This window comes from Halobellus sp. (genome assembly GCF_042218505.1).
Taxonomy (GTDB): Archaea; Halobacteriota; Halobacteria; order Halobacteriales; family Haloferacaceae; genus Haloquadratum.
In genome coordinates this window covers 101,738-118,877 of the sequence record NZ_JBDGQZ010000017.1, presented here as the reverse complement: position 1 = coordinate 118,877, position 17,140 = coordinate 101,738, and the positions used below count along the sequence as shown (strand labels likewise).

The 17,140-nt window shown below is 64.9% G+C and carries 21 protein-coding genes and 1 other RNA gene; 8 read left to right on the top strand and 14 right to left on the bottom strand.

Going from position 1 to position 17,140, the window contains the following annotated elements; all coding sequences use genetic code 11:
• Window positions 1-4: 4 nt before the first annotated feature.
• The 7 genes from ABEI27_RS05460 to ABEI27_RS05430 all read right to left on the bottom strand — a co-directional run bounded on the left by ABEI27_RS05460 (window position 5) and on the right by ABEI27_RS05430 (window position 6,033).
• The gene (locus tag ABEI27_RS05460) at window positions 5-1,036 is read right to left on the bottom strand and encodes a PhoU domain-containing protein (RefSeq protein WP_375798446.1); all 1,032 of its coding nucleotides are present in this window, start codon (window positions 1,034-1,036) and stop codon (window positions 5-7) included.
• Window positions 1,037-1,167: 131 nt separating this feature from the next.
• The gene (locus ABEI27_RS05455) at window positions 1,168-2,238 is read right to left on the bottom strand and encodes an ATP-NAD kinase family protein (protein WP_375798394.1); all 1,071 of its coding nucleotides are present in this window, start codon (window positions 2,236-2,238) and stop codon (window positions 1,168-1,170) included.
• A 330-nt stretch (window positions 2,239-2,568) separates the two neighbouring features.
• Window positions 2,569-3,267 (bottom strand): competence/damage-inducible protein A, encoded by a 699-nt coding sequence (locus tag ABEI27_RS05450; protein ID WP_375798393.1) that lies wholly within the window; start codon window positions 3,265-3,267, stop codon window positions 2,569-2,571.
• A gap of 74 nt (window positions 3,268-3,341) precedes the next feature.
• Entirely contained in the window at window positions 3,342-4,139 is a 798-nt protein-coding gene (locus tag ABEI27_RS05445; RefSeq protein WP_375798392.1) for a DUF5803 family protein, read from the bottom strand.
• Between the two features lie 15 nt (window positions 4,140-4,154).
• Window positions 4,155-4,832, bottom strand: coding sequence for a DUF2110 family protein (locus tag ABEI27_RS05440; protein WP_375798391.1), 678 nt, complete (start codon window positions 4,830-4,832; stop codon window positions 4,155-4,157).
• Window positions 4,832-5,362 carry a transcription factor gene (locus ABEI27_RS05435; RefSeq protein WP_375798390.1) on the bottom strand — a complete coding sequence of 177 codons (531 nt, stop codon included), beginning with the start codon at window positions 5,360-5,362 and terminating at the stop codon, window positions 4,832-4,834. The genes ABEI27_RS05440 and ABEI27_RS05435 overlap by 1 nt, the downstream gene beginning before the upstream one ends.
• 68 nt (window positions 5,363-5,430) lie before the next feature.
• Entirely contained in the window at window positions 5,431-6,033 is a 603-nt protein-coding gene (locus ABEI27_RS05430) for a tRNA (cytidine(56)-2'-O)-methyltransferase (protein ID WP_375798389.1), read from the bottom strand.
• A 138-nt stretch (window positions 6,034-6,171) separates the two neighbouring features.
• On the opposite strand from ABEI27_RS05430, the gene ABEI27_RS05425 reads away from it, so the two are divergent.
• The 3 genes from ABEI27_RS05425 (at window position 6,172) to ABEI27_RS05415 (ending at window position 8,975) form a co-directional block, all read left to right on the top strand.
• Entirely contained in the window at window positions 6,172-6,921 is a 750-nt protein-coding gene (locus ABEI27_RS05425; protein WP_375798388.1) for an SIMPL domain-containing protein, read from the top strand.
• A gap of 64 nt (window positions 6,922-6,985) precedes the next feature.
• Window positions 6,986-7,771, top strand: a complete 786-nt coding sequence (locus tag ABEI27_RS05420; protein ID WP_375798387.1) for a DUF2797 domain-containing protein — start codon at window positions 6,986-6,988, stop codon at window positions 7,769-7,771.
• A 118-nt stretch (window positions 7,772-7,889) separates the two neighbouring features.
• Complete coding sequence (locus ABEI27_RS05415; RefSeq protein ID WP_375798386.1) at window positions 7,890-8,975, top strand: DUF4382 domain-containing protein; 1,086 nt, start codon at window positions 7,890-7,892, stop codon at window positions 8,973-8,975.
• A 121-nt stretch (window positions 8,976-9,096) separates the two neighbouring features.
• On the opposite strand, the gene ffs is transcribed toward ABEI27_RS05415, so the two are convergent.
• Window positions 9,097-9,404: signal recognition particle sRNA (ffs, locus tag ABEI27_RS05410), an RNA gene on the bottom strand.
• Between the two features lie 84 nt (window positions 9,405-9,488).
• A complete protein-coding gene (locus ABEI27_RS05405; RefSeq protein WP_375798385.1) occupies window positions 9,489-9,908 on the bottom strand; it encodes a hypothetical protein in 420 nt (139 codons plus the stop codon).
• A gap of 94 nt (window positions 9,909-10,002) precedes the next feature.
• On the opposite strand from ABEI27_RS05405, the gene ABEI27_RS05400 reads away from it, so the two are divergent.
• From ABEI27_RS05400 to ABEI27_RS05390, 3 genes are read left to right on the top strand one after another with little or no spacing between them, the layout of a single operon-like run.
• A complete protein-coding gene (locus ABEI27_RS05400; RefSeq protein WP_375798384.1) occupies window positions 10,003-11,154 on the top strand; it encodes a thiolase C-terminal domain-containing protein in 1,152 nt (383 codons plus the stop codon).
• Window positions 11,154-11,558 (top strand): nucleic acid-binding protein, encoded by a 405-nt coding sequence (locus ABEI27_RS05395; RefSeq protein ID WP_375798383.1) that lies wholly within the window; start codon window positions 11,154-11,156, stop codon window positions 11,556-11,558. Before ABEI27_RS05400 ends, ABEI27_RS05395 begins: the two co-directional genes overlap by 1 nt.
• Before the next feature lie 57 nt (window positions 11,559-11,615).
• Window positions 11,616-12,647: an aldo/keto reductase gene (locus ABEI27_RS05390; protein ID WP_375798382.1), complete on the top strand. Its 1,032-nt coding sequence runs from the start codon at window positions 11,616-11,618 to the stop codon at window positions 12,645-12,647.
• A 19-nt stretch (window positions 12,648-12,666) separates the two neighbouring features.
• Here ABEI27_RS05390 and ABEI27_RS05385 read toward each other — a convergent pair whose 3' ends face one another.
• Complete coding sequence (locus ABEI27_RS05385) at window positions 12,667-12,897, bottom strand: SelT/SelW/SelH family protein (protein WP_375798381.1); 231 nt, start codon at window positions 12,895-12,897, stop codon at window positions 12,667-12,669.
• Window positions 12,898-12,994: 97 nt separating this feature from the next.
• Between ABEI27_RS05385 and ABEI27_RS05380 the strand changes: the two genes are divergently transcribed.
• The gene (locus ABEI27_RS05380) at window positions 12,995-13,201 is read left to right on the top strand and encodes a hypothetical protein (RefSeq protein WP_375798380.1); all 207 of its coding nucleotides are present in this window, start codon (window positions 12,995-12,997) and stop codon (window positions 13,199-13,201) included.
• A 17-nt stretch (window positions 13,202-13,218) separates the two neighbouring features.
• Here the strand turns inward: ABEI27_RS05380 and ABEI27_RS05375 are convergent, their stop codons facing one another.
• Together ABEI27_RS05375 and cyoE are read right to left on the bottom strand one after the other, a co-directional pair.
• Window positions 13,219-13,908 carry a hypothetical protein gene (locus tag ABEI27_RS05375; protein ID WP_375798379.1) on the bottom strand — a complete coding sequence of 230 codons (690 nt, stop codon included), beginning with the start codon at window positions 13,906-13,908 and terminating at the stop codon, window positions 13,219-13,221.
• Window positions 13,909-13,910: 2 nt separating this feature from the next.
• Window positions 13,911-15,317, bottom strand: coding sequence for a heme o synthase (gene cyoE, locus ABEI27_RS05370; protein WP_375798445.1), 1,407 nt, complete (start codon window positions 15,315-15,317; stop codon window positions 13,911-13,913).
• A 120-nt stretch (window positions 15,318-15,437) separates the two neighbouring features.
• Here cyoE and coxB point away from each other — a divergent pair, with 120 nt between their 5' ends.
• Window positions 15,438-16,166, top strand: coding sequence for a cytochrome c oxidase subunit II (coxB, locus tag ABEI27_RS05365; RefSeq protein ID WP_375798378.1), 729 nt, complete (start codon window positions 15,438-15,440; stop codon window positions 16,164-16,166).
• Between the two features lie 88 nt (window positions 16,167-16,254).
• On the opposite strand, the gene ABEI27_RS05360 is transcribed toward coxB, so the two are convergent.
• Window positions 16,255-16,692 carry an adenylyltransferase/cytidyltransferase family protein gene (locus ABEI27_RS05360; protein ID WP_375798377.1) on the bottom strand — a complete coding sequence of 146 codons (438 nt, stop codon included), beginning with the start codon at window positions 16,690-16,692 and terminating at the stop codon, window positions 16,255-16,257.
• The coding region (locus tag ABEI27_RS05355; protein ID WP_375798376.1) for a Mov34/MPN/PAD-1 family protein at window positions 16,689-17,140 on the bottom strand (452 nt) is incomplete at its 5' end. The genes ABEI27_RS05360 and ABEI27_RS05355, both read right to left, overlap by 4 nt.

Sequence of the window (17,140 nt, the reverse complement as noted above, 5' to 3'; positions counted from 1 at the left end):
CGGTCTATCCGATCGTGACGTGTTCGGACTCCTCGTTCAGCGCGAGATTTGCCGCGATCTCGGCGTTCCGCATCGCGTACTGGGCGGTCTGCTGGAGGCTCACGAGGACTTCGCGCACCTGGAGCAGTTCGTCGTTATCCATCTCCGGGAGGTCGCCGAGGATCTCCTGTTCGCGGTCGCGAAGTTGTCGGAAGAGCGTCCGGCACTCGACAGTCTTGTCGTAGTCGCGCTCGACGACCGCCTGGACCGCCGTCCGGGTGAGTTCGTCGACCTGATCGGTGAACTCGCGGATCCGGCGCATCGTCTTCGAGTCCACGTCCAGGGTGTGACCGTCGGCGTCCATCACGATGTTGGCGATGTCTTCGGCGTTGTCGGCGGTGAGTTCGAGATTTTTCGCCACCGAGCGATACCCGATGAGCGGGAAGCCCTCCTCTAAACCGATCGCCCGAGCAAGATTGGGGTTCTGATAGGCCGTGAAGATCAACCGCAGCAGGAGGACGAAGATCTTGTTCGCCTGCCGCTCGCGGTTCAGTGCGCGTTGCGCGAGATCGGTATTACCGTGTGCGAGTGCCTTGACCGCCTCGCCGCGCATCGTGCTTCCGGTGTTCTCGAGTCGTTCGAGCAGATTGTCGAGGCTGAAGTCCTCGGGATCGACCGAGCAGCGGATGGCGATCCGGTCGGGCGTCTCTTCGATGACGCCCAGTCCCATCAGTTGCGTCTCCGCCTTGTAGACGGCGTTGATGTGCTCGGAGTCGAGTGCGCCGTCGCTTTTGTCGATGTGGATCACCCGTCGCCCCAGGACGTACTGGGCGACGATGGCCCGTTCGAGGGAGTCGGCGTCGAGACTGTCCGCCCGGATTGTCGCTGAGGCGTCCTCCTGACTGGCCGACTCCGGCAGGACGGTCAATGTACCCTTTCCACCCATTCGCAGGGACACCTCGTCGCCCTTGTTGACATTGTGCTCTTTCGCCCATTCGGCTGGAAGCGTCATCGCTAGCGTCGAGGGGCCCAACCGTTGGACCTTGCGTGTCTCCATATGCCATCCCTGGCTTCCCGTGACCTTAATGGTCACCATATGTTACTTATATCTATACGAATCTTAACAGGGGTATTAAATCGTCGTGGAAGACCGTCGATTGATACCGATGGGCTTCCGGTTCCAAGCAGTCACGCGATCCGCATCATTCGCCGCTCGATTCGACCGATCCGAACCTTCGTCCACCCGCTGAGTTTCGCGTCGAGGTCGGGATCGTCGGTGTCGACGCGGAGTGCGCCCACGGTGTCGAGTTTCGCCCGCGACGCCACGATTTCGAGATCACACCGTCGGATGACCGCCGGCGAGAGTTGCGGATTCCCGCGCCCGAAGACGAAGCCCTGACCGCCGATCGGCGAGACGACGACGACGTTCTCGCCTGCCGGGCCGAGTGCGTCCAGAATCTCCGATTCAGTCGCATCCAGCGCGAGTACCTCGCCGTCGCGCCAGACGTCCACACCGAGCGGCGACCCGTCGAACCCGAGTTCGTCTTTGATCGCCCCGACGGTGCTGCCCGGTCCGAGGACGAACGTCTTCTCGCTCGCGCGGATGTCATCGGCGACGCCCGACGCCAGCGCCTCGACGTTGCCACCCCCGAGTTGCTTGGAGGATTGGAGTTCCTCCGAGACGGGCACCAGCGGGACCGCCCGCAGTTCCGGGTGGACCTCTCCCTCCCGATACTCGTCCTCGTCGATGTCCATCACCTCGCGGCGCTCGGTCCGCTCGAACGACCGCACGACGCGCGCGGCGTCCTCCGGCGAAACGGCGAACACCGACGAGTAGACTTTCACGCCCGCCGGCACGCCCAGCATCGGCGTCTCGCTGCCCTCTACGGCGTCTGCGACGTCTGCGGCGGTCCCGTCGCCGCCGACGAACAGCACGAGGTCGACGCTGGCGTCCAGAAACGCGTCCACCGCCCGCGCGGTGTCGCCGGCGGTCGTCTCTTCACCCGCCGGTGTGCCCACCACGTCTGCTTCCACCCCGACCTCGCGCGCGATATCGCCGCCCATCTCGCCGCTCCAGGTGAGCAGTTCCATCGCGTCGGTGCCGTGTTCTGTGAGCGCCTCGAGGGCCCGTCTCGCCCGGTCGGGAGCACGCGGCTCTGCACCCCGCCGGCGCGCCTCCTCAACCTTCCCGTCGGTGCCTTTGAGCCCGACGCGACCGCCCATTCCGGCGATCGGATTGACCACGAAACCGATTCGCATACTCGGTGGGAGTACCGGGGCGTAGAAAAGTTCCCGGTCGGGGTCTCCAACGTTTTCGCGGATGCGGTCGGCCTCTGATGACCTCCGCGCGGTCGGCCTCCGACTTCCGATCGCACGCAGTCGAGCGATCGAATGAGCGAAGGCTCGCGAACGCCCCGATAGTATGAACGTTTAAGAACGCTGCCGGGGAATCTCGGAGTATGCTCCCGCTCGCACTCGCCGGCGAACCGTTCCCGATTGCGGAGACCGGGGCGGTCGTGTTGCTCCTGAGCCTCGCGATGGTCGTCGTCTGGATCCGGCTGCTGGGCCGTTGAGTCGACTTTCCTCCGATTACTCCTCGTTTTCGACTAATTCGACCTGCTCTCGCAGCCACGCCGCGGCTTCTTCGGCGACGGCCTCCTCGGTCGCGGTGAGTTTGATCCGCACCGACTCACCCGGATAGCTCCCCACGGTGATGTCGAACCGCCGCCGGAGTTCGCTCAGGCGGTCGATCAGTTCGCTCTCCGGTTCGGCGACGTCCACGACTGTCGAGTGCGTGCGTTCGCCCGAGAACTCCCCGGCCACTCGCTCGAACATCGTCTTCATCTCGCCGGGCACGCCGGGGAGCACGTAGATCCCCTCGACAACCGCACCGGGTGCCACGCCGGCCTCGTTGGGGAGCATCCGGGCCCGCGCGGGGAGGTCGGTGGTACCATCGACCAACGACGCTGCTGCGTAGCCGCTTTCTTCTGTGAGCCATCGCTGGGCTTCTTCGTGCGGTTCGACGTCCCGGCCGACGGCGGCGGCGACCCCTTCCATCGTCACGTCGTCGTGCGTCGGGCCAAGTCCACCAGTCACGATGACCGCGTCGTACTCGGCGCGGTACTCGTTGATCACACGGGCGATGTCTGCCACCACGTCGGGGACGGTCGTGATCCGCCTGACGCTGACGCCGCGGTCGTTCACCTGCTCGGCCAACCACGAGGCGTTTGTGTTCACTGTGTCACCCGCCAGGATCTCGTCCCCGACGGTGACGATTGCGACTTCCATACCCTGCCTACCGCCGAAACGGACAAAAACGCCTCGGCACTATGCCGGAGAAGTCGAGCCGCCGGCCTGCCCCGTCAGCCCATTCCCGGTGGCGGGCCGTCGTCGTCGTCGACTTCGGTCTCGACGTCGATTCCCATCTCCGTCCGTTCCTCTCTGAGTTCCTCGATCTGTCGGCGGTAATAAAAGAGGCCACCGAGTCCGACGAAAACGACGAGTGCGGCGACGCCGCCGAAGACGTAGAGATCACGCTGGAGGTAGAACTGCACCGAGACCGTATCGACGGTTACGGGCTCGTCCCAGACGATGTGCAGACGGTTCTGGTCGTCGACCGAAGTGGTGAACCCTCCGGGCCTGACCTGCCCGAAGACCGGGAAGTCGATGCGGCGGTTCTCGGGCAACACGACCTCGTAGGTCCCGTCGACGTACGTCGGCAGCGTGAACCGCTTCGGCGTGCTCTCGCTCGTGAACGCCAGCGACCCGCCGCGCGGCGGCGCGTCACCGGGCAGAGAGACAATCGTCTTGTCGCGCGTGGTCCGGATCTCGCCGCCGCGGTCGCGGATCTCGCTTCCGGGGATAATCGTCCCGTTGGGATACCGGTATCTGACTGCCTGCACCGACAAGGGATTCGTCCCGCCGAACCCATCGCGGCGGAACAGTTCGATCGTCGATTTGTTGGTCTCCATCACCGTGCGGAACTCGGTGTTCGACTGAACGGTGAGGTGGACCGTCTCGTTGTCCGCCCACTGATACTGGGCGGCGGGGTCGCTATCGATCTGATCCTCGGAGACGGGTCCGGTGCCGATACCGAGGCAGCCGCTGGTGACGGCCAAGAGGGCGAGACATACGGTCGCGAGCAGGAGTCGCCGGTTCATAGGTGTGTGTCGCGCTCAGGTCAGAACGCACTTCAGTTCCGAACGGAGGTGCGAACCGATGCTGGCGAGCAGCCCCGGCGGGTCGGTGTCCTCCGGACAGATAATGCTCTGTTCGAGTAGTCCTAGGCGCTTGACTGTAACGATGTCGGCCGCGTGGCCTGCACGGTTGACCGTCGCACGGACTTCCCCACGCGTCGCACTGTTGACGTTGACACGCCCGCTGCCATCCTCGCGGGTCCACTCGTAGAGACGGTCGCGCTCCGCGTCCGCGAGTCGCGCGGGCTCGCCGTAGACGAATCGGAGCGGGAGATGCTGGACGGCGCCGAAGCGATCGCGGATCTGCGTTGCGGTCCCGGTGCCGAGGCCGAGTTCATCAGTCGGGATTCGAACCGTCGCCCCGTCGCCGACGTCGAGCGTCCACCCCTCGTCGTCCCACGATTCGAGCGTCCCGACGTACGTCTCGCCGGTCTCGAACTCGGGGGTGACCTCGCTCCACGACTCCGCGAGGACGTTGGCGGCGGCCGTCGCGTCTTCGCCCTCGAGGTCCACCGCGATGAAGTCGTCGTCGCGGACGCGTACCGACCACTCGACGGCGAGTTCGCCGATGTCGTTGTCGAGCAGCGACCCGAAGCTATCGAGCGCCCGGGTCCGGGCGTCCCCGCTCACGTAACACTTGGTTGCGAGAACGACCATCAGTCGTCCCGACCTACGTCGACGTTGAGTTCGTCGCGAAGTTCCTCGATACGACGCTCCATCGCACCGACCATATCGTCGTTCTCCATCGGTTCCAGCGGCGCGCCGGTCTCGGGGCACTGGAAGCCTTGCTCCATCGCCTCCGAAAACTCGAAGCGGATCCCCGCGGGTTCCGAGAGATAGAACTCGTGGGTCCGCTCGTACGCTAAGCGCTCTTCGAGCGCGTCTAGCAGTCGCTCCATCTCCTCGCGGAGGTTCTCGGGAATATTCTCATAATGGAACGTCCAGAGGTAGGTGAGCCACCCGGAGTCCTCGTCGCGTACTCGACGGTACTCCGCCAGATCGTTCTCGTAGAGAATGAAGAGCGCCCGCCGGACGTCGTTGAGTTCGAGACCCAGTTCCTCTGCGAGCTCCTCGTCAGTCACCTCACCATCGGGGGGTGCCGCGGCCACCGGCATCCCCGTCGGTCCGACTAGCTCGTGGAGGTACTTTTGGATGACAGGGTCGTTCAGCAGCTCCTCAAAAGCCATTACGAATAGTTCCGCCACTCAGTCGTTTTAAAGTTGCGGATGGCTCGAGTTGGTGTCGCCGCCCCCCGCTATTTGGATGACTCGCTCGCGTCACCCTCGCCTCCCCTCCCACTGGGATGCTCACCGGCGCTAACCTTGTCGGGGTCGACGACCTGCTTTCCGCAGTCCTGCGGGAGCACCCGTCTGTCTGCATCGGTCCACTCTTGTGTCAGTTCCTGACCCTCGAACAGCCGATCGAGGAAGACTGCGAGCCCTGCTACCTCCGAGTGGGGCTGGTTCGTGACACCGACGTTCCAGTCGGCCGCCTCGTACACCTCGAACGGCACCTTCTCGCCGCCGACAACGACGAGCAGCGGCTGATCCCGGTGGGCCGCCCGGACGGCGGCCTCTACGTCCTGAATACGCTCGCCGTACATCGTCAGATGGACGACGGTGCCTTGCCACCCGCTGATCGTACCGTCCAACTCCGTGGTCCGTTCGACGGTGAACGGGCCACCGAATCGCCCGGTGATGTCTTCGACGGTCTCCTCGGACTGGCTGGCGTTGTCGGGGAAGATCACCCGATCAGCGCCGAGCGCTCGGGCGGTGAGCCCGACGTGGGTCGTCATCCGGTCGTCCCGTCCGGGCCGGTGGCCGTACCGGAGGACGGCCACCTCAGATTCGTCTTGCATACTCGGGTCGAGACGGTACGGGCGCTAAGGACCTTCGGATGCCGCGCCTTCCGTGTCGAGCGCTGGACCCCTAGGATATGTTCAAATGCCCCTTTGAGCCTTCACGAAGCATTTTATCACCCTGGATAGTCTTCGAGTATGGTACGACGCACGCTCGGCATCGTCGTCGTCGCATTGGTCCTCCTGGCCGGCTGTTCGGGTTCGCTCTCCAGTTCCGCTGCGGAGACGCCTCAAGCACAGTCGTCGTCAGCCAGCACGATCGAAGTCTCCGGCTCCGGAAGCGCCAGCGGGCAACCGAACCGCGCGGTCATTCGCGTCGGCGTCGTCGCGACCGCAGACAACGCTGTGACCGCCCGCCAGCGACTCGCCGAAAACGTCTCGCAGATGCGGCAGGCGCTCTCCGAACTGGGTCTCTCCGACGGGCAGGTCACGACGCAACGGTACGACATCGGTCGCGACTACCGACCACCGCGCGGTGAGGACAAAAAGCGACAGGTCCAGTACCGCGCGTCCCACGAGTTCGAGATCTCGCTCTCCGACGTCGATCGGGTCGGTTCGGTCATCGACACCGCAGTCAGCAACGGCGCGACGGACGTTGACGATGTCTCGTTCACGCTTTCGGCTGATCGCCGCCAGCGTCTCGAACGCGAGGCCCGGCAGTCGGCGGTGACCGACGCCCGACAGAAGGCCGAGACCATCGCGGAGTCGGCCAACCTCACGATCACCGACGTTCACGTCGTCCGCGTCCAAGGCGACTCGCCGCGTCCCCGCGCCCTGGAAGCGGCCGCCACGGCGGCCCCCGGCGCGAACACCGGTACCGACGTCGAGAGCGGTCCTGTGGACGTCATCGCGACCGTTCAGGTCGTGTACAACGCCACGGCCGCCTGACCGAATCTATCACCCCCGCGATCCGAACGGGACGGTTTTATTCGCCCACGGCATACCTGTCGCCGTGCAGTTCGTCGGCTACGATACGAGCGAACCCGGGCTGTTCCTCAGTAACGCGAACGGCGATGGGAGCGATGCGAGGGCGTCGCCCGCGAACGTAGATTTCGTGTCGCTGGCACCTGGAACGGAACTCGCGTACACGCTCGGTGAGCGCCACTGCGCCGGGACCGTCACCGAGGAGGGTCACCTCGCCTGTTCGGAGCCGACTGCTCCATACTGCGCCCAGCACGCGTCAACGTGGGTCTGTGCGAAGTGCACCGGCACGTGTCTGAAAGACGAGATGGACTGCGTCGAACCACACGCTATCTACCTCGCGGCGTTTGCGCCGGACGTGTTCAAAGTGGGTGTCACGAAGGAGTGGCGACTCGAAACTCGCCTCCGCGAGCAGGGCGCAGACCGCGGCGCGTTGCTCGCTGTCGTCCCCGATGGCCGGATCGCCCGCGAACGCGAGGCCGAGATCGCCACAGGGATCTCAGACCGGATCCGCGTGCCGACGAAACGCGCGGGTCTCCACCGGGACGTCGACGAGAGGGCGTGGCACGCGCTCCTGTCCGAGTTCGATGTCGACGCCGACGACCGGTTCGACTTCGGGTACGACCTGGGTCTCACCGATCGGCCGGTCGCCGAGACAATCGCCACCGGCACTGTCCGCGGCGTGCAGGGACGCCTGCTCGTGCTTGATCACGCCGGGAGCGCGTACGCGGTCGACCTCCGCGATCTGGTCGGGTACGAGGCCGCGCCGGAGGCCACGACGCGCGACGTGCAGGCGAGTCTCGGTGCCTGGGGGTAAACGCCCGGTCAACGGACCTGCGTCCCGTTGTACCCGGATTAAACGGTCCAAATCCGGGTGAATCCCAGGGTCACGGCCTTCTGGTTCAATAACTCTTCGACCCCTGGTCTCGGGTGTTATGAACCGCAACGCAATCGCGACCGTCCTCGTCGCGGCACTGGTGCTTCTTGCCGGTTGTTCCGGCGGCCTCACCGGCTCGCCCGACGGGACCACAGCGACTGACAGCGCAGCGCAGCCGACCGGTAGCACGACGACTGCCGGGACTGTGAACTTCTACGTCAGCGACCAACAGAACGCGATCAGCGACTTCGAGCACCTCAACGTCACAATCACGCGCGTCGGACTCAAACCTGCGGCCGGGGATGCCGGCGGCGCGGCGGACGACAGCGCGGAGAATGACACCCAGAGGGCGACCGATAGCACCGAAACGACGACTGACGCCGACGAGGCGACATTCGAGGACGAGGCCGGTAGCGAGTCCGAGGAGTGGGTCGAGTACGAGGTCGATAACCGGACGGTCGACCTGACGCAACTCCAGGGCGCGAACGCGACGCGCCTCGCCTCGTTCGACGTTCCGAACGGCACCTACGAGAAGGTCTTCGTCTACGTCTCCGAGGTGAACGGGACCCTGAAGGACGGGAGCGACCAGCGCGTGAAACTCCCCAGCGGCAACCTCCAACTGAACTCGGCGTTCACCGTCGGTAACAGCGGGGAGGTCGACTTCGTCTTCGACATCACCGCTGTCAAAGCCGGACAGAGCGGGAAGTACGTCCTGAAGCCGGTCATCTCCGAGTCGGGTACCAACGTCGAAATCGACCCTGTCGAGAAGGCGGACGATGGCGATGACGCAGACGACAGAGGCGACGAGCGCACCGAGCGTGTTCTAAACGCCAGTCTCGTCGGGAACGTCACTCGTGGAGAGAATGCGACGCTCAGCGTCACGCGGAACGGAAGTTCGGTCCAAAACGCCTCGGTCTCCGTCGGCGGTGCGCAAATCGGGAGCACTGCCGCCGCCGGGACGATCACGGTTCCCGTCTCCGAGAACGCCGAAGAACTCGAAGTGGTCGTGACAAAAGGCGACACAGAAGCCGAAGTCACAGTCGAACTCGGCGACGAAGTGACGGCATCCGAGACACAGACGCAGAAAAATAGCGGTTCCGGTAATTCGAACGCCGTCAGTTACTCAGCACGCTTGAAACGGTGACTTCCGCAAGACGGTGCGCAATTCCGTCAGTTCCTCGCGCTTTTTGCAAACGTCGTGCCCCCGAGCCCGCACGTCACGCAGTCAGAGAGCCAGCACTGATCGGTGTACTGTCGTATGAATGGTGGACAGCGGGATTGCCCGGCGTTCCGGCACGGGGAATCCCGGTCGCCTCCTCCACCCCGCGATCCTCCGAGCGACGAACGTTCACCGGTCCGCTGCTCGCTTCCGCGCCTGACGGGTTGCCGGCGTCGAATCGCAGTGAGCCGACCCTGCGGCCGGCGACCACGAACCGCCGTCCCCGAAGGACGAGGTTTCTACGTTGGCTTCCGGGGCCCGTGCCGGTCTGACCGGACGCCCCCGGCTTCGGTCCCTGCTGAAGGCCAAATCGCAGGTGACGAGCAGGGCCTAGCTGCCCGACCTAGTCCGTACCGAAATACACCGGGGCCACATAAGGGGCTTTCGACTCAGAGACCCCCAGGATCGCCGGACGTCGTCAAGGTTCGGGCGTCGTGCTCAGTACATCACACCGCGGGCGAAGCCACCCGCAGCGACCGCGACGATGGCCGTTCCGGTGACGACGACCCAGCGGTGGTCCTGGATCCAGGCGTACTCCGCCGGGAAACTGAAGAGCAGCGTGGCGTCGATCGAAAACGCCCACAGCAGCGAGAACAGCAGCATCGCGAGCCCGGCGACCAGAGCGAATCCAGCGAGCGTCACCGGGTCTGACCGCTCCTGACCCCCAGCGAGAAACACCACGACGTCGATCAGTGCAAGGACGCCGACAATCGAGACACCGATCGGGCCAGCGGCGTAGTACTCGGCGACGCCGCTACCCGGCGCTGATATCACTACCGCGGGCACGAACACGATGCTCGCGAGGAGGAGTGCGGCGAGTGCACCCACCTTCGGAGCCAACGAATCGAGAGCCACCATATCGGCTCTCGGACTGGCGGGTGCCTAAGCGCTTCGAGACAATGCGACCGGAGTGAAGGGAAACCGGTAAGCCACCGCCCGAACGTGTGCGATTATGGAGCGCGTAGCAATCATCGGCGCGTCGATGACTCAGTTCGGGCAGCGCGAGGAGTGGATCCGCGGGCTGCTCGCGGAGGCCGGGAGCGCCTGTCTCCACGACGCCGGGGTCTCGGCCGACGCCGTCGATCACCTGTACGTCTCGAATATGGCGAGCGGCGAGTTCGAGGGCCAGACTGGCGTCCCGAACGCTCTCGCACACGATCTCTCGGCGGTTCCCGCCTATACCGCCCGAATCGACCAGACCTCGTCGTCCGGCGGGGCTGGCGTGTACGCCGCCTGGCAGTCGGTCGCCTCGGGAGCGTCCGAGATGACGCTGCTCGTCGGCGGCGAGAAGATGACGCACCGCTCGACGGCCGAGGCGACGGACGTCATCGCGTCGCTGACGCATCCCGTCGAGTACAAACACGGCCTGACGCTGCCCTCGTTCGCGGGGCTGACCGCGCGGCATTACCTGGACAAGTACGACGCCCCTCGCGAGTCGCTGGGGAGGGTCGCCGTGAAGAACCACGAGAACGGCATCGACAACCCACACGCGCAGTTCCGCAAGGAGGTCGACCTCGAAACGGTGTTGGAGTCGCCGATCGTCGCCGATCCGCTCCGGCTCTACGATTTCTGCCCGATCACGGATGGTTCGGCAGCGCTGCTGCTCTGTCCCGAGTCGGTCGCACGCGAGTACGCCGACGAGTACGCCCTGATTACGGGGATCGGCGGCGCGACAGATACTCACGTGGTCCACGAACGCGCGGATCCGACGACGATGGGTGGCGTGGTCAACTCCGCCGAAGTGGCCTACGAGATGGCCGACGTCGGCCCCGACGACGTCGACGTGGCTGAACTCCACGATATGTTCACTATCCTGGAGTTCCTCCAGTCGGAGGACCTCGGCTTCTTCGAGAAGGGCGAGGGCTGGAAAGCCGTCGAGGACGGCGTCACCGACCGAGACGGCGACCTCCCGATCAACACTTCCGGGGGACTGAAATCCAAGGGTCACCCCCTGGGCGCGTCGGGGGTCGCGCAGGTGTATGAGGTCTACAGACAGGTCCTCGGCGACGCGGGACCGCGCCAGGTCGACGCCGAGACTGGCCTCGCCTGCAACGTCGGCGGGTTCGGGAACTGTGTGACGACCGCGATTCTGGAGGGCCGATAATGAGCGACGAACACGACACGAACGATGGCGGCGAAACCGATCCTGTGATGGAGGCGTACCGCTACCCCGACGGAAGCATCACCTACCCCGGCCACCCGTCGGGGCCGGGCGGACAGGAACCGACTGACACGGTCGATCTCAGTGAGTACATCGCAGAGGTGGTCACCTGGACGACGTCCACGGCGACGCCGCCGGGCGTCCGCGAACCCAACACGATCGCTATCGTCGAGTTCGACGTCGACGGCGAACCCGTCCGGGCTATCGGGCAGGTCGCGAGCACGGAGATTGACATCGGCGACGACGTCCGGCCGGTGTACTGCGAGGAGCTCCGTGATCCCGAGGCGGGCATCCGCGAACCCGCGAGCCAAGAGTGGGACGGCTTCCGGTTCGAGCTGATCGAGTGACAACGCCGGGGCCGCCCGATATGCACGCCTTTCACGTCGCGGAGTGTTACCTCGGTTATGAGCAGCGAACTCTCGTATCGACGTCTCGGCTCGACGGGAACGTCGGTGTCGGAACTCTGTTTCGGAACGTGGCGCTTCGGCCGCGAGGCGAACGGCGTCGTCGAAACGTCGAAGAACGAGGCTCACAAACTCCTCGACGCTTTCGCCGACCGCGGCGGGAACTTCATCGACACCGCCAACGTCTACGGCACGCCGAGCGGTCGCAGCGAGTCCTGGATCGGTGACTGGCTCGCCGGGCGAGACCGCTCTGCGTACGTCATCGCCTCGAAGGTGTATTTCGACTTTGACCCCGACGATCCGAACGGCTCTGGACTGTCGCGCACGCACATTCGCGAGCAGATCGAGGGGACGCTCGACCGACTCGGGACCGACTACCTCGATCTGTATTATATCCACCGCTGGGACGAGGAGACGCCAATCGCGGAGACGCTGTCGACGCTCCATCGCCTCGTCGAGGAGGGGAAGATCAACTACCTCGGCGCGTCGACGATGGCGGCCTGGCAACTCACCAAGGCGCTGTGGACCTCGGACGTCAACAACTGGGAGCGCTTCGAGGTCACCCAACCGCTGTTCCACGCGGGCTACTACGAGGACGTGAAGGAGTATCTCGACGTCTGTGGCGATCAGGGCCTGGCCGTCTGTCCGTACTCGCCGCTGGCGGGTGGCTTTCTCACCGACAAGTACGAGCGCGCTGATCCCGACGACCCAACGGCGGTCGTCGCGCCCGACGGGTCGCGCGCTTCCATCGACGATCAGTTCGATCGGTTCTACCTCTCAGAGCGGGGGTGGCACGTTCTGGACGCCGTTCGCGCCGTGGCCGGCGAAGTCGATGTCTCGGCCGCACAGGTCGCGCTCCGCTGGCTGATGGACTACCCCGACGCGACTGTCGTCCCGATCGTCGGCGCGCGGACCGTCGATCAACTCGATGAGAACGTCGGTGCGGCCGACGCCGACCTCTCGCCATCCCAGTGGCAGCGAATCCTCGATGCCCGCTACGCCGAGGACGGTCGCCGCTGGGGCCACCGCTGAATCGGAAGGCATCCGCCCCTCAGATCGTGTCGCGGACGCGTCGCGTGATCACGTCGACGTCGTACTCGTCCTCGGCTTTGTCCCAGACGACGTCGCCGTCGACGGCGACAGTCAGTACGCCGCGATCACCGGTCACGAGCGCGACCCGGTCCAGTCGGTCGCCGAACTGGTCTAACAGGGCGTGCTGGATCTCCTCGGCCCGCTCTAAGAACCCACACGGGACGCAGTACTCGATTTCGATTGCACTCATATCTCTGTTTTCGAGGCCATAGCCTGTTAAGCGCGTCGCGGAGACAGGGGGTCACTAGGTACCTTTATGCCAATTGGTACCAAAGTGCTAAGCCGGTATGTGCTACCACTCGCAGCGACTATCGGCGCTGGCTGGGCAGGGGCACGATGCCGAGCGTGATGGGCGCGGCACGACCGACGAGTCAACGACCCTCGCTGACCCCGACGACGTTGAGGACGCCACTATGGACGAGGCGGCCAAAACGGACCGCACTCCAGTCGACCACCGCGGCGATGGCGACCCGAAGCCGGTCGGATTCGCCTGATTCGCGGCACTCGTACCTCATTTTTCGCTCGTCAAACGGCCCAGCCGTCCGCCGACGACCGGCCGCCAGTACAGCAGCGCCACCGTCAGGAGGAACACGACCGTGGAGATGTCGTACGAGAAGTCGAACGCTGCTGCCGCCACGGCAGACCCCCCACCGAGAACGCCTGACAGAAGCGACGCGATAACTGGCCACGAACACGAGACACAGGAAAAGAGGCCGACGACGCCCGAAACTGCTGCGCCAGCGGCGTCGATCACGGTCGCGTACACTAGGTATGCGAGCGCCAGATACCCGACGATTCGGGCCGGCATCAGCACTAGTGCGGCCCACGGCGTCGAGACGATTGGTGCCGGCCCCCATCCGGGAGCGAGCGTTGCGAGTCGAACCTCGAACTCGCCGGCGCCAGGGCGCATCGCGGTGACAACGACGCCACCGACGACCGCGAGCGCGACGAAGTAGACGCCGGCAGTGGCGAGTGCGCGCCGTCGCGTGCGCTCGTCTGTCGGTCGTGCCTGGACTTTCCAGAGCACCAGCAACCCGACGAAGATCCACAGCAGCCCGTAGACGGTGTATCGCGGCTGGATGATCGTAATCTCCGCAGCAAGCACATACGCCACCCCCAGGATTGCGATGCTGTTTCCGAGCAGCGCTGCGTGGAGGACGTCGCGGGTCGGTAGACGGGACGTCGCCTCTGCGAGCGCCATTCTCAGACGACCAGGGTATCGACTACGACGGCCAGCAGGAGCGCTCCGAGATACGCGTTCGACGCGTGGAATGATCGGAGCGCGGCCGATTCGGTCTGTTCGTAGTGCAGCCGGAGGGTGAAGTAGAGGAACGCCGCCCCGAAGGCAACGCTCGCCAGCGCGTACACCACTCCGAGCGCCTCCATTGCGGCCAACCCGCCGGCGGCGACGAGCGTCGAAGCGAGGTAGTACAGGATGTGCTTGCGGGTCTCCGTCTCGCCGCGGACGACCGGCATCATCGGGAACCCGCCGCGTTCGTAGTCGTCTTTGTACGCCAGCGCGAGGTTATAAAAGTGCGCGGGGGTCCACAAGAAGATGATCGTCGCCAGCGCGACCCCGCCGAGTCCGATCTCGCCGCTCACGGCGACCCAGCCGATGAGTGCCGGGAGCGCCCCCGCCGCCCCGCCGATCACGGTGTTTTGCACGGTGTTCGGCTTCAAAAGGAGCGTGTAGACGATGCTATAGAAGACGATCGCGGCCACGCCCAAGACGGCCGCGAGCAGGTTCACCCACGCGAACAGCGCGACCGAAGCGACCGCCAGAGCGAACCCGAATATGAGCGCGTTGCGGACGGGGACCAGATCGGTCGCGAGCGGCCGGTCGCTGGTCCGTTGCATCCGGCGGTCAATGTCGCGCTCGAGCACGTGATTGAACGTCCCCGACGCTCCGATCGAGAGGACGCCGCCACCGAGCGTCGCGAGGACGACTTCGACCGTCAGCCCCCCCGTGGTCGTCGCCGCGAGCGCCATCCCCGCGGCGGCGACCAGACAGAGGAGCCACATCAGTCGGGGCTTGGTCAGTCGAACGTACGCTTTCAGCGTTTCGAGCATCCGCGCCCGCGGGTCGGTCGGAATGTTCGGGTCGTAGTCGTTCTCGACCGGCGGCGAGAGGTCGACGTCCTCGACTGCTTCTTCGGTTGGATCGCCCGTTTCTCGTTCGAGAGACCACGCCAGCGACGCGACGAGGAACGCGAAGATACCCAACCCGATGGTCAGGTGGACAGCCGAGAGCGTTCCGCCCGCGCCGCCGATCGCGACGACGGCACCCAGCGCAGCCTGGACCGGGTACAGCACGCTGGCGAGTATCATCGGAGCCAGCACCTGGCGACTGGCACCGGCGCGCACACCAGCGATCAACGTCACCACGCCGAGCAGGCCAATCAGGACCGCCGCGATGCGGTGGCCGATCGCCAGCCACCCGACCGCCGACGTCGGCGTCGCCCACCCATCGCCGCAGACAGGCCAGGCCGCACACGCCGCAGCGGCGTCAGTCAGCGCAGTCGTCGCGCCGACGAGGAGGAGGAAGTAGACGCCGATGGCTGTCGCCGCGAGGAGGCTGTGGAATCTGTTGTGCGTTGCGCTCGGGGCCACGAGAGTCACCTACACGAAATTGGGAATCACTGTATTTAGGAGCCCCGCTTTCGCTTCCTCGATCCCCGGTGATGGCCTAAGTCAGCAACTATTTACGTTGCTCTTCCTAAGCCCGATTTGATGCGAAAGACGCGCCTGGCACTCGTTTCACTCCTTACGGTGGTGGTGATGGGGCTGCTTGCGGATCCCGTTGCCGCGTATTCGTCCGCCAGCGAGGCCCTCATCAAGGGATTGAATCAGAAGCTTCTGTACGTCGCAATCCCCATCACGATCCTCGTCGAGGGGATTCTCATTTATACTGTGGTGAAGTTCCGGAACAACGACGAGGCGTCGCCGACCCAAGAGAACCGACGCTTGGAGATCACTTGGACGATCGCGACGGCAGTCATCCTGCTGTTCGTCGGCGTCGCCTCCTACGGTGTCCTGGCCGACCAGAACGTCTCCTATCAGCCACAGGCCGAGAACGCCGCCGGCGAACCCGTCGAGAGCGACCCGGTGGTCGTTCGCGCGGAGGCCTACCAGTGGGGCTGGAGTATGTCGTACCCCGAAGCCGGAAACTTCTCGACCGGGACCAAAATCGTCGTTCCGGTCGACCGACCAGTACAGATCCGTGTCACGTCACGCGACGTGATACACGGCTTCCACGCGCCCAGTTTGGGACTCAAGCAGGACGCGATGCCTGGACAGGTCAACACGATCAGAACCGTCCCCTACGAAAAAGGGACCTACCAGGGCTACTGTTCGGAGTACTGCGGCGTCGCCCACTCGCAGATGTACTTCACGATCGAGGTCGTCTCTCAAGCGGAGTACCAGCAGTGGCTCGACGAACAGCAGAGTAGCGACCAGTAACGAGTCCGCGCGTCACGTTTTTTGCCGCTATCGAACATTCGCTGTGATCCTCGGGTTCGATGAACCCGCTCACTCGATTCCACAGTTCCTACTCGTCTGCTCTCGCGTCCAAAATCCGGTCGACGATTCGACCGGTCGAGAGGAGTTCGTCAGCGTACCGTGGTTCGCGAGCGGATGCCCGCTCGACCTCGCAATCGATGCCCCGAGACGCGAGCGCGTCCCGGATACCGTCGGCGTCGTGGTGCTGATCGTGACCGAGCACGATGAGGTCGGGGCCGATCCGCTCGATCGGGACGAAGATGTCTTCACGGTGACCGAGGTGTGCCTCGGTCACGACTTCGAGCGCGCCGACCACGTCGCGCCGCTGTCGGTCCGGTAGCACCGGCGGTTCCTTGTGCGTGACGTTCTCCCGCCTGGCGACAATGACGTGCAACTCGTCGCCCATCCCCGCGGCCTCCGAGAGGTAATGCACGTGGCCGGGGTGAATGAGATCGAACGTCCCCTGCGCCACGACGCGGCGGGTCACCGGAACCACCCGCCGCCGTCCGAGTACTCGCCGGTCTGCGTGTAATCGATGTCGAGATCGTCCTCGGTGAAATCGAAGAACTCCTCGGGGTCCGGAAGATCCACGTCGATGACGTCCAGTTTCCGGGTGTCGCCCTGCTGATCGAAGGCCTGCCAGTCGGTGGGGCCGTACGGGTGACCGAGGATGATGTGTACCCGGCCCTGCCCGAAGGTGTCGAGGTCGGCGTCGCTCGGCCGGAGGACGCCGTTCGGATGCGAGTGGATCGACCCAACCGAGTGGCGATCGTTCGGAATCATATTGCTGTCGACAGTCGCGCTCTTCGGATCCGATCGGGTCCCCGGGACGATCAACACCTCCGTGATCAGCGTCCCCGAGCGGTCGAGATCGAAGTTACTCGCCGGTTCACCGCGAAGGAACCCGATATACTCGTCCGGGTGCGTCTCGCTCG

Bases quoted from the DNA above. Each gene is read 5' to 3' on its own strand.
- ABEI27_RS05460 (WP_375798446.1), bottom strand. From the start codon at position 1,036: ATGGAGACACGCAAGGTCCAACGGTTGGGCCCCTCGACGCTAGCGATG.
- ABEI27_RS05455 (WP_375798394.1), bottom strand. From the start codon at position 2,238: ATGCGAATCGGTTTCGTGGTCAATCCGATCGCCGGAATGGGCGGTCGC.
- ABEI27_RS05450 (WP_375798393.1), bottom strand. From the start codon at position 3,267: ATGGAAGTCGCAATCGTCACCGTCGGGGACGAGATCCTGGCGGGTGAC.
- ABEI27_RS05445 (WP_375798392.1), bottom strand. From the start codon at position 4,139: ATGAACCGGCGACTCCTGCTCGCGACCGTATGTCTCGCCCTCTTGGCC.
- ABEI27_RS05440 (WP_375798391.1), bottom strand. From the start codon at position 4,832: ATGGTCGTTCTCGCAACCAAGTGTTACGTGAGCGGGGACGCCCGGACC.
- ABEI27_RS05435 (WP_375798390.1), bottom strand. From the start codon at position 5,362: ATGGCTTTTGAGGAGCTGCTGAACGACCCTGTCATCCAAAAGTACCTC.
- ABEI27_RS05430 (WP_375798389.1), bottom strand. From the start codon at position 6,033: ATGCAAGACGAATCTGAGGTGGCCGTCCTCCGGTACGGCCACCGGCCC.
- ABEI27_RS05425 (WP_375798388.1), top strand. From the start codon at position 6,172: ATGGTACGACGCACGCTCGGCATCGTCGTCGTCGCATTGGTCCTCCTG.
- ABEI27_RS05415 (WP_375798386.1), top strand. From the start codon at position 7,890: ATGAACCGCAACGCAATCGCGACCGTCCTCGTCGCGGCACTGGTGCTT.
- ABEI27_RS05405 (WP_375798385.1), bottom strand. From the start codon at position 9,908: ATGGTGGCTCTCGATTCGTTGGCTCCGAAGGTGGGTGCACTCGCCGCA.
- ABEI27_RS05400 (WP_375798384.1), top strand. From the start codon at position 10,003: ATGGAGCGCGTAGCAATCATCGGCGCGTCGATGACTCAGTTCGGGCAG.
- ABEI27_RS05395 (WP_375798383.1), top strand. From the start codon at position 11,154: ATGAGCGACGAACACGACACGAACGATGGCGGCGAAACCGATCCTGTG.
- ABEI27_RS05390 (WP_375798382.1), top strand. From the start codon at position 11,616: ATGAGCAGCGAACTCTCGTATCGACGTCTCGGCTCGACGGGAACGTCG.
- ABEI27_RS05385 (WP_375798381.1), bottom strand. From the start codon at position 12,897: ATGAGTGCAATCGAAATCGAGTACTGCGTCCCGTGTGGGTTCTTAGAG.
- ABEI27_RS05380 (WP_375798380.1), top strand. From the start codon at position 12,995: ATGTGCTACCACTCGCAGCGACTATCGGCGCTGGCTGGGCAGGGGCAC.
- ABEI27_RS05375 (WP_375798379.1), bottom strand. From the start codon at position 13,908: ATGGCGCTCGCAGAGGCGACGTCCCGTCTACCGACCCGCGACGTCCTC.
- coxB (WP_375798378.1), top strand. From the start codon at position 15,438: ATGCGAAAGACGCGCCTGGCACTCGTTTCACTCCTTACGGTGGTGGTG.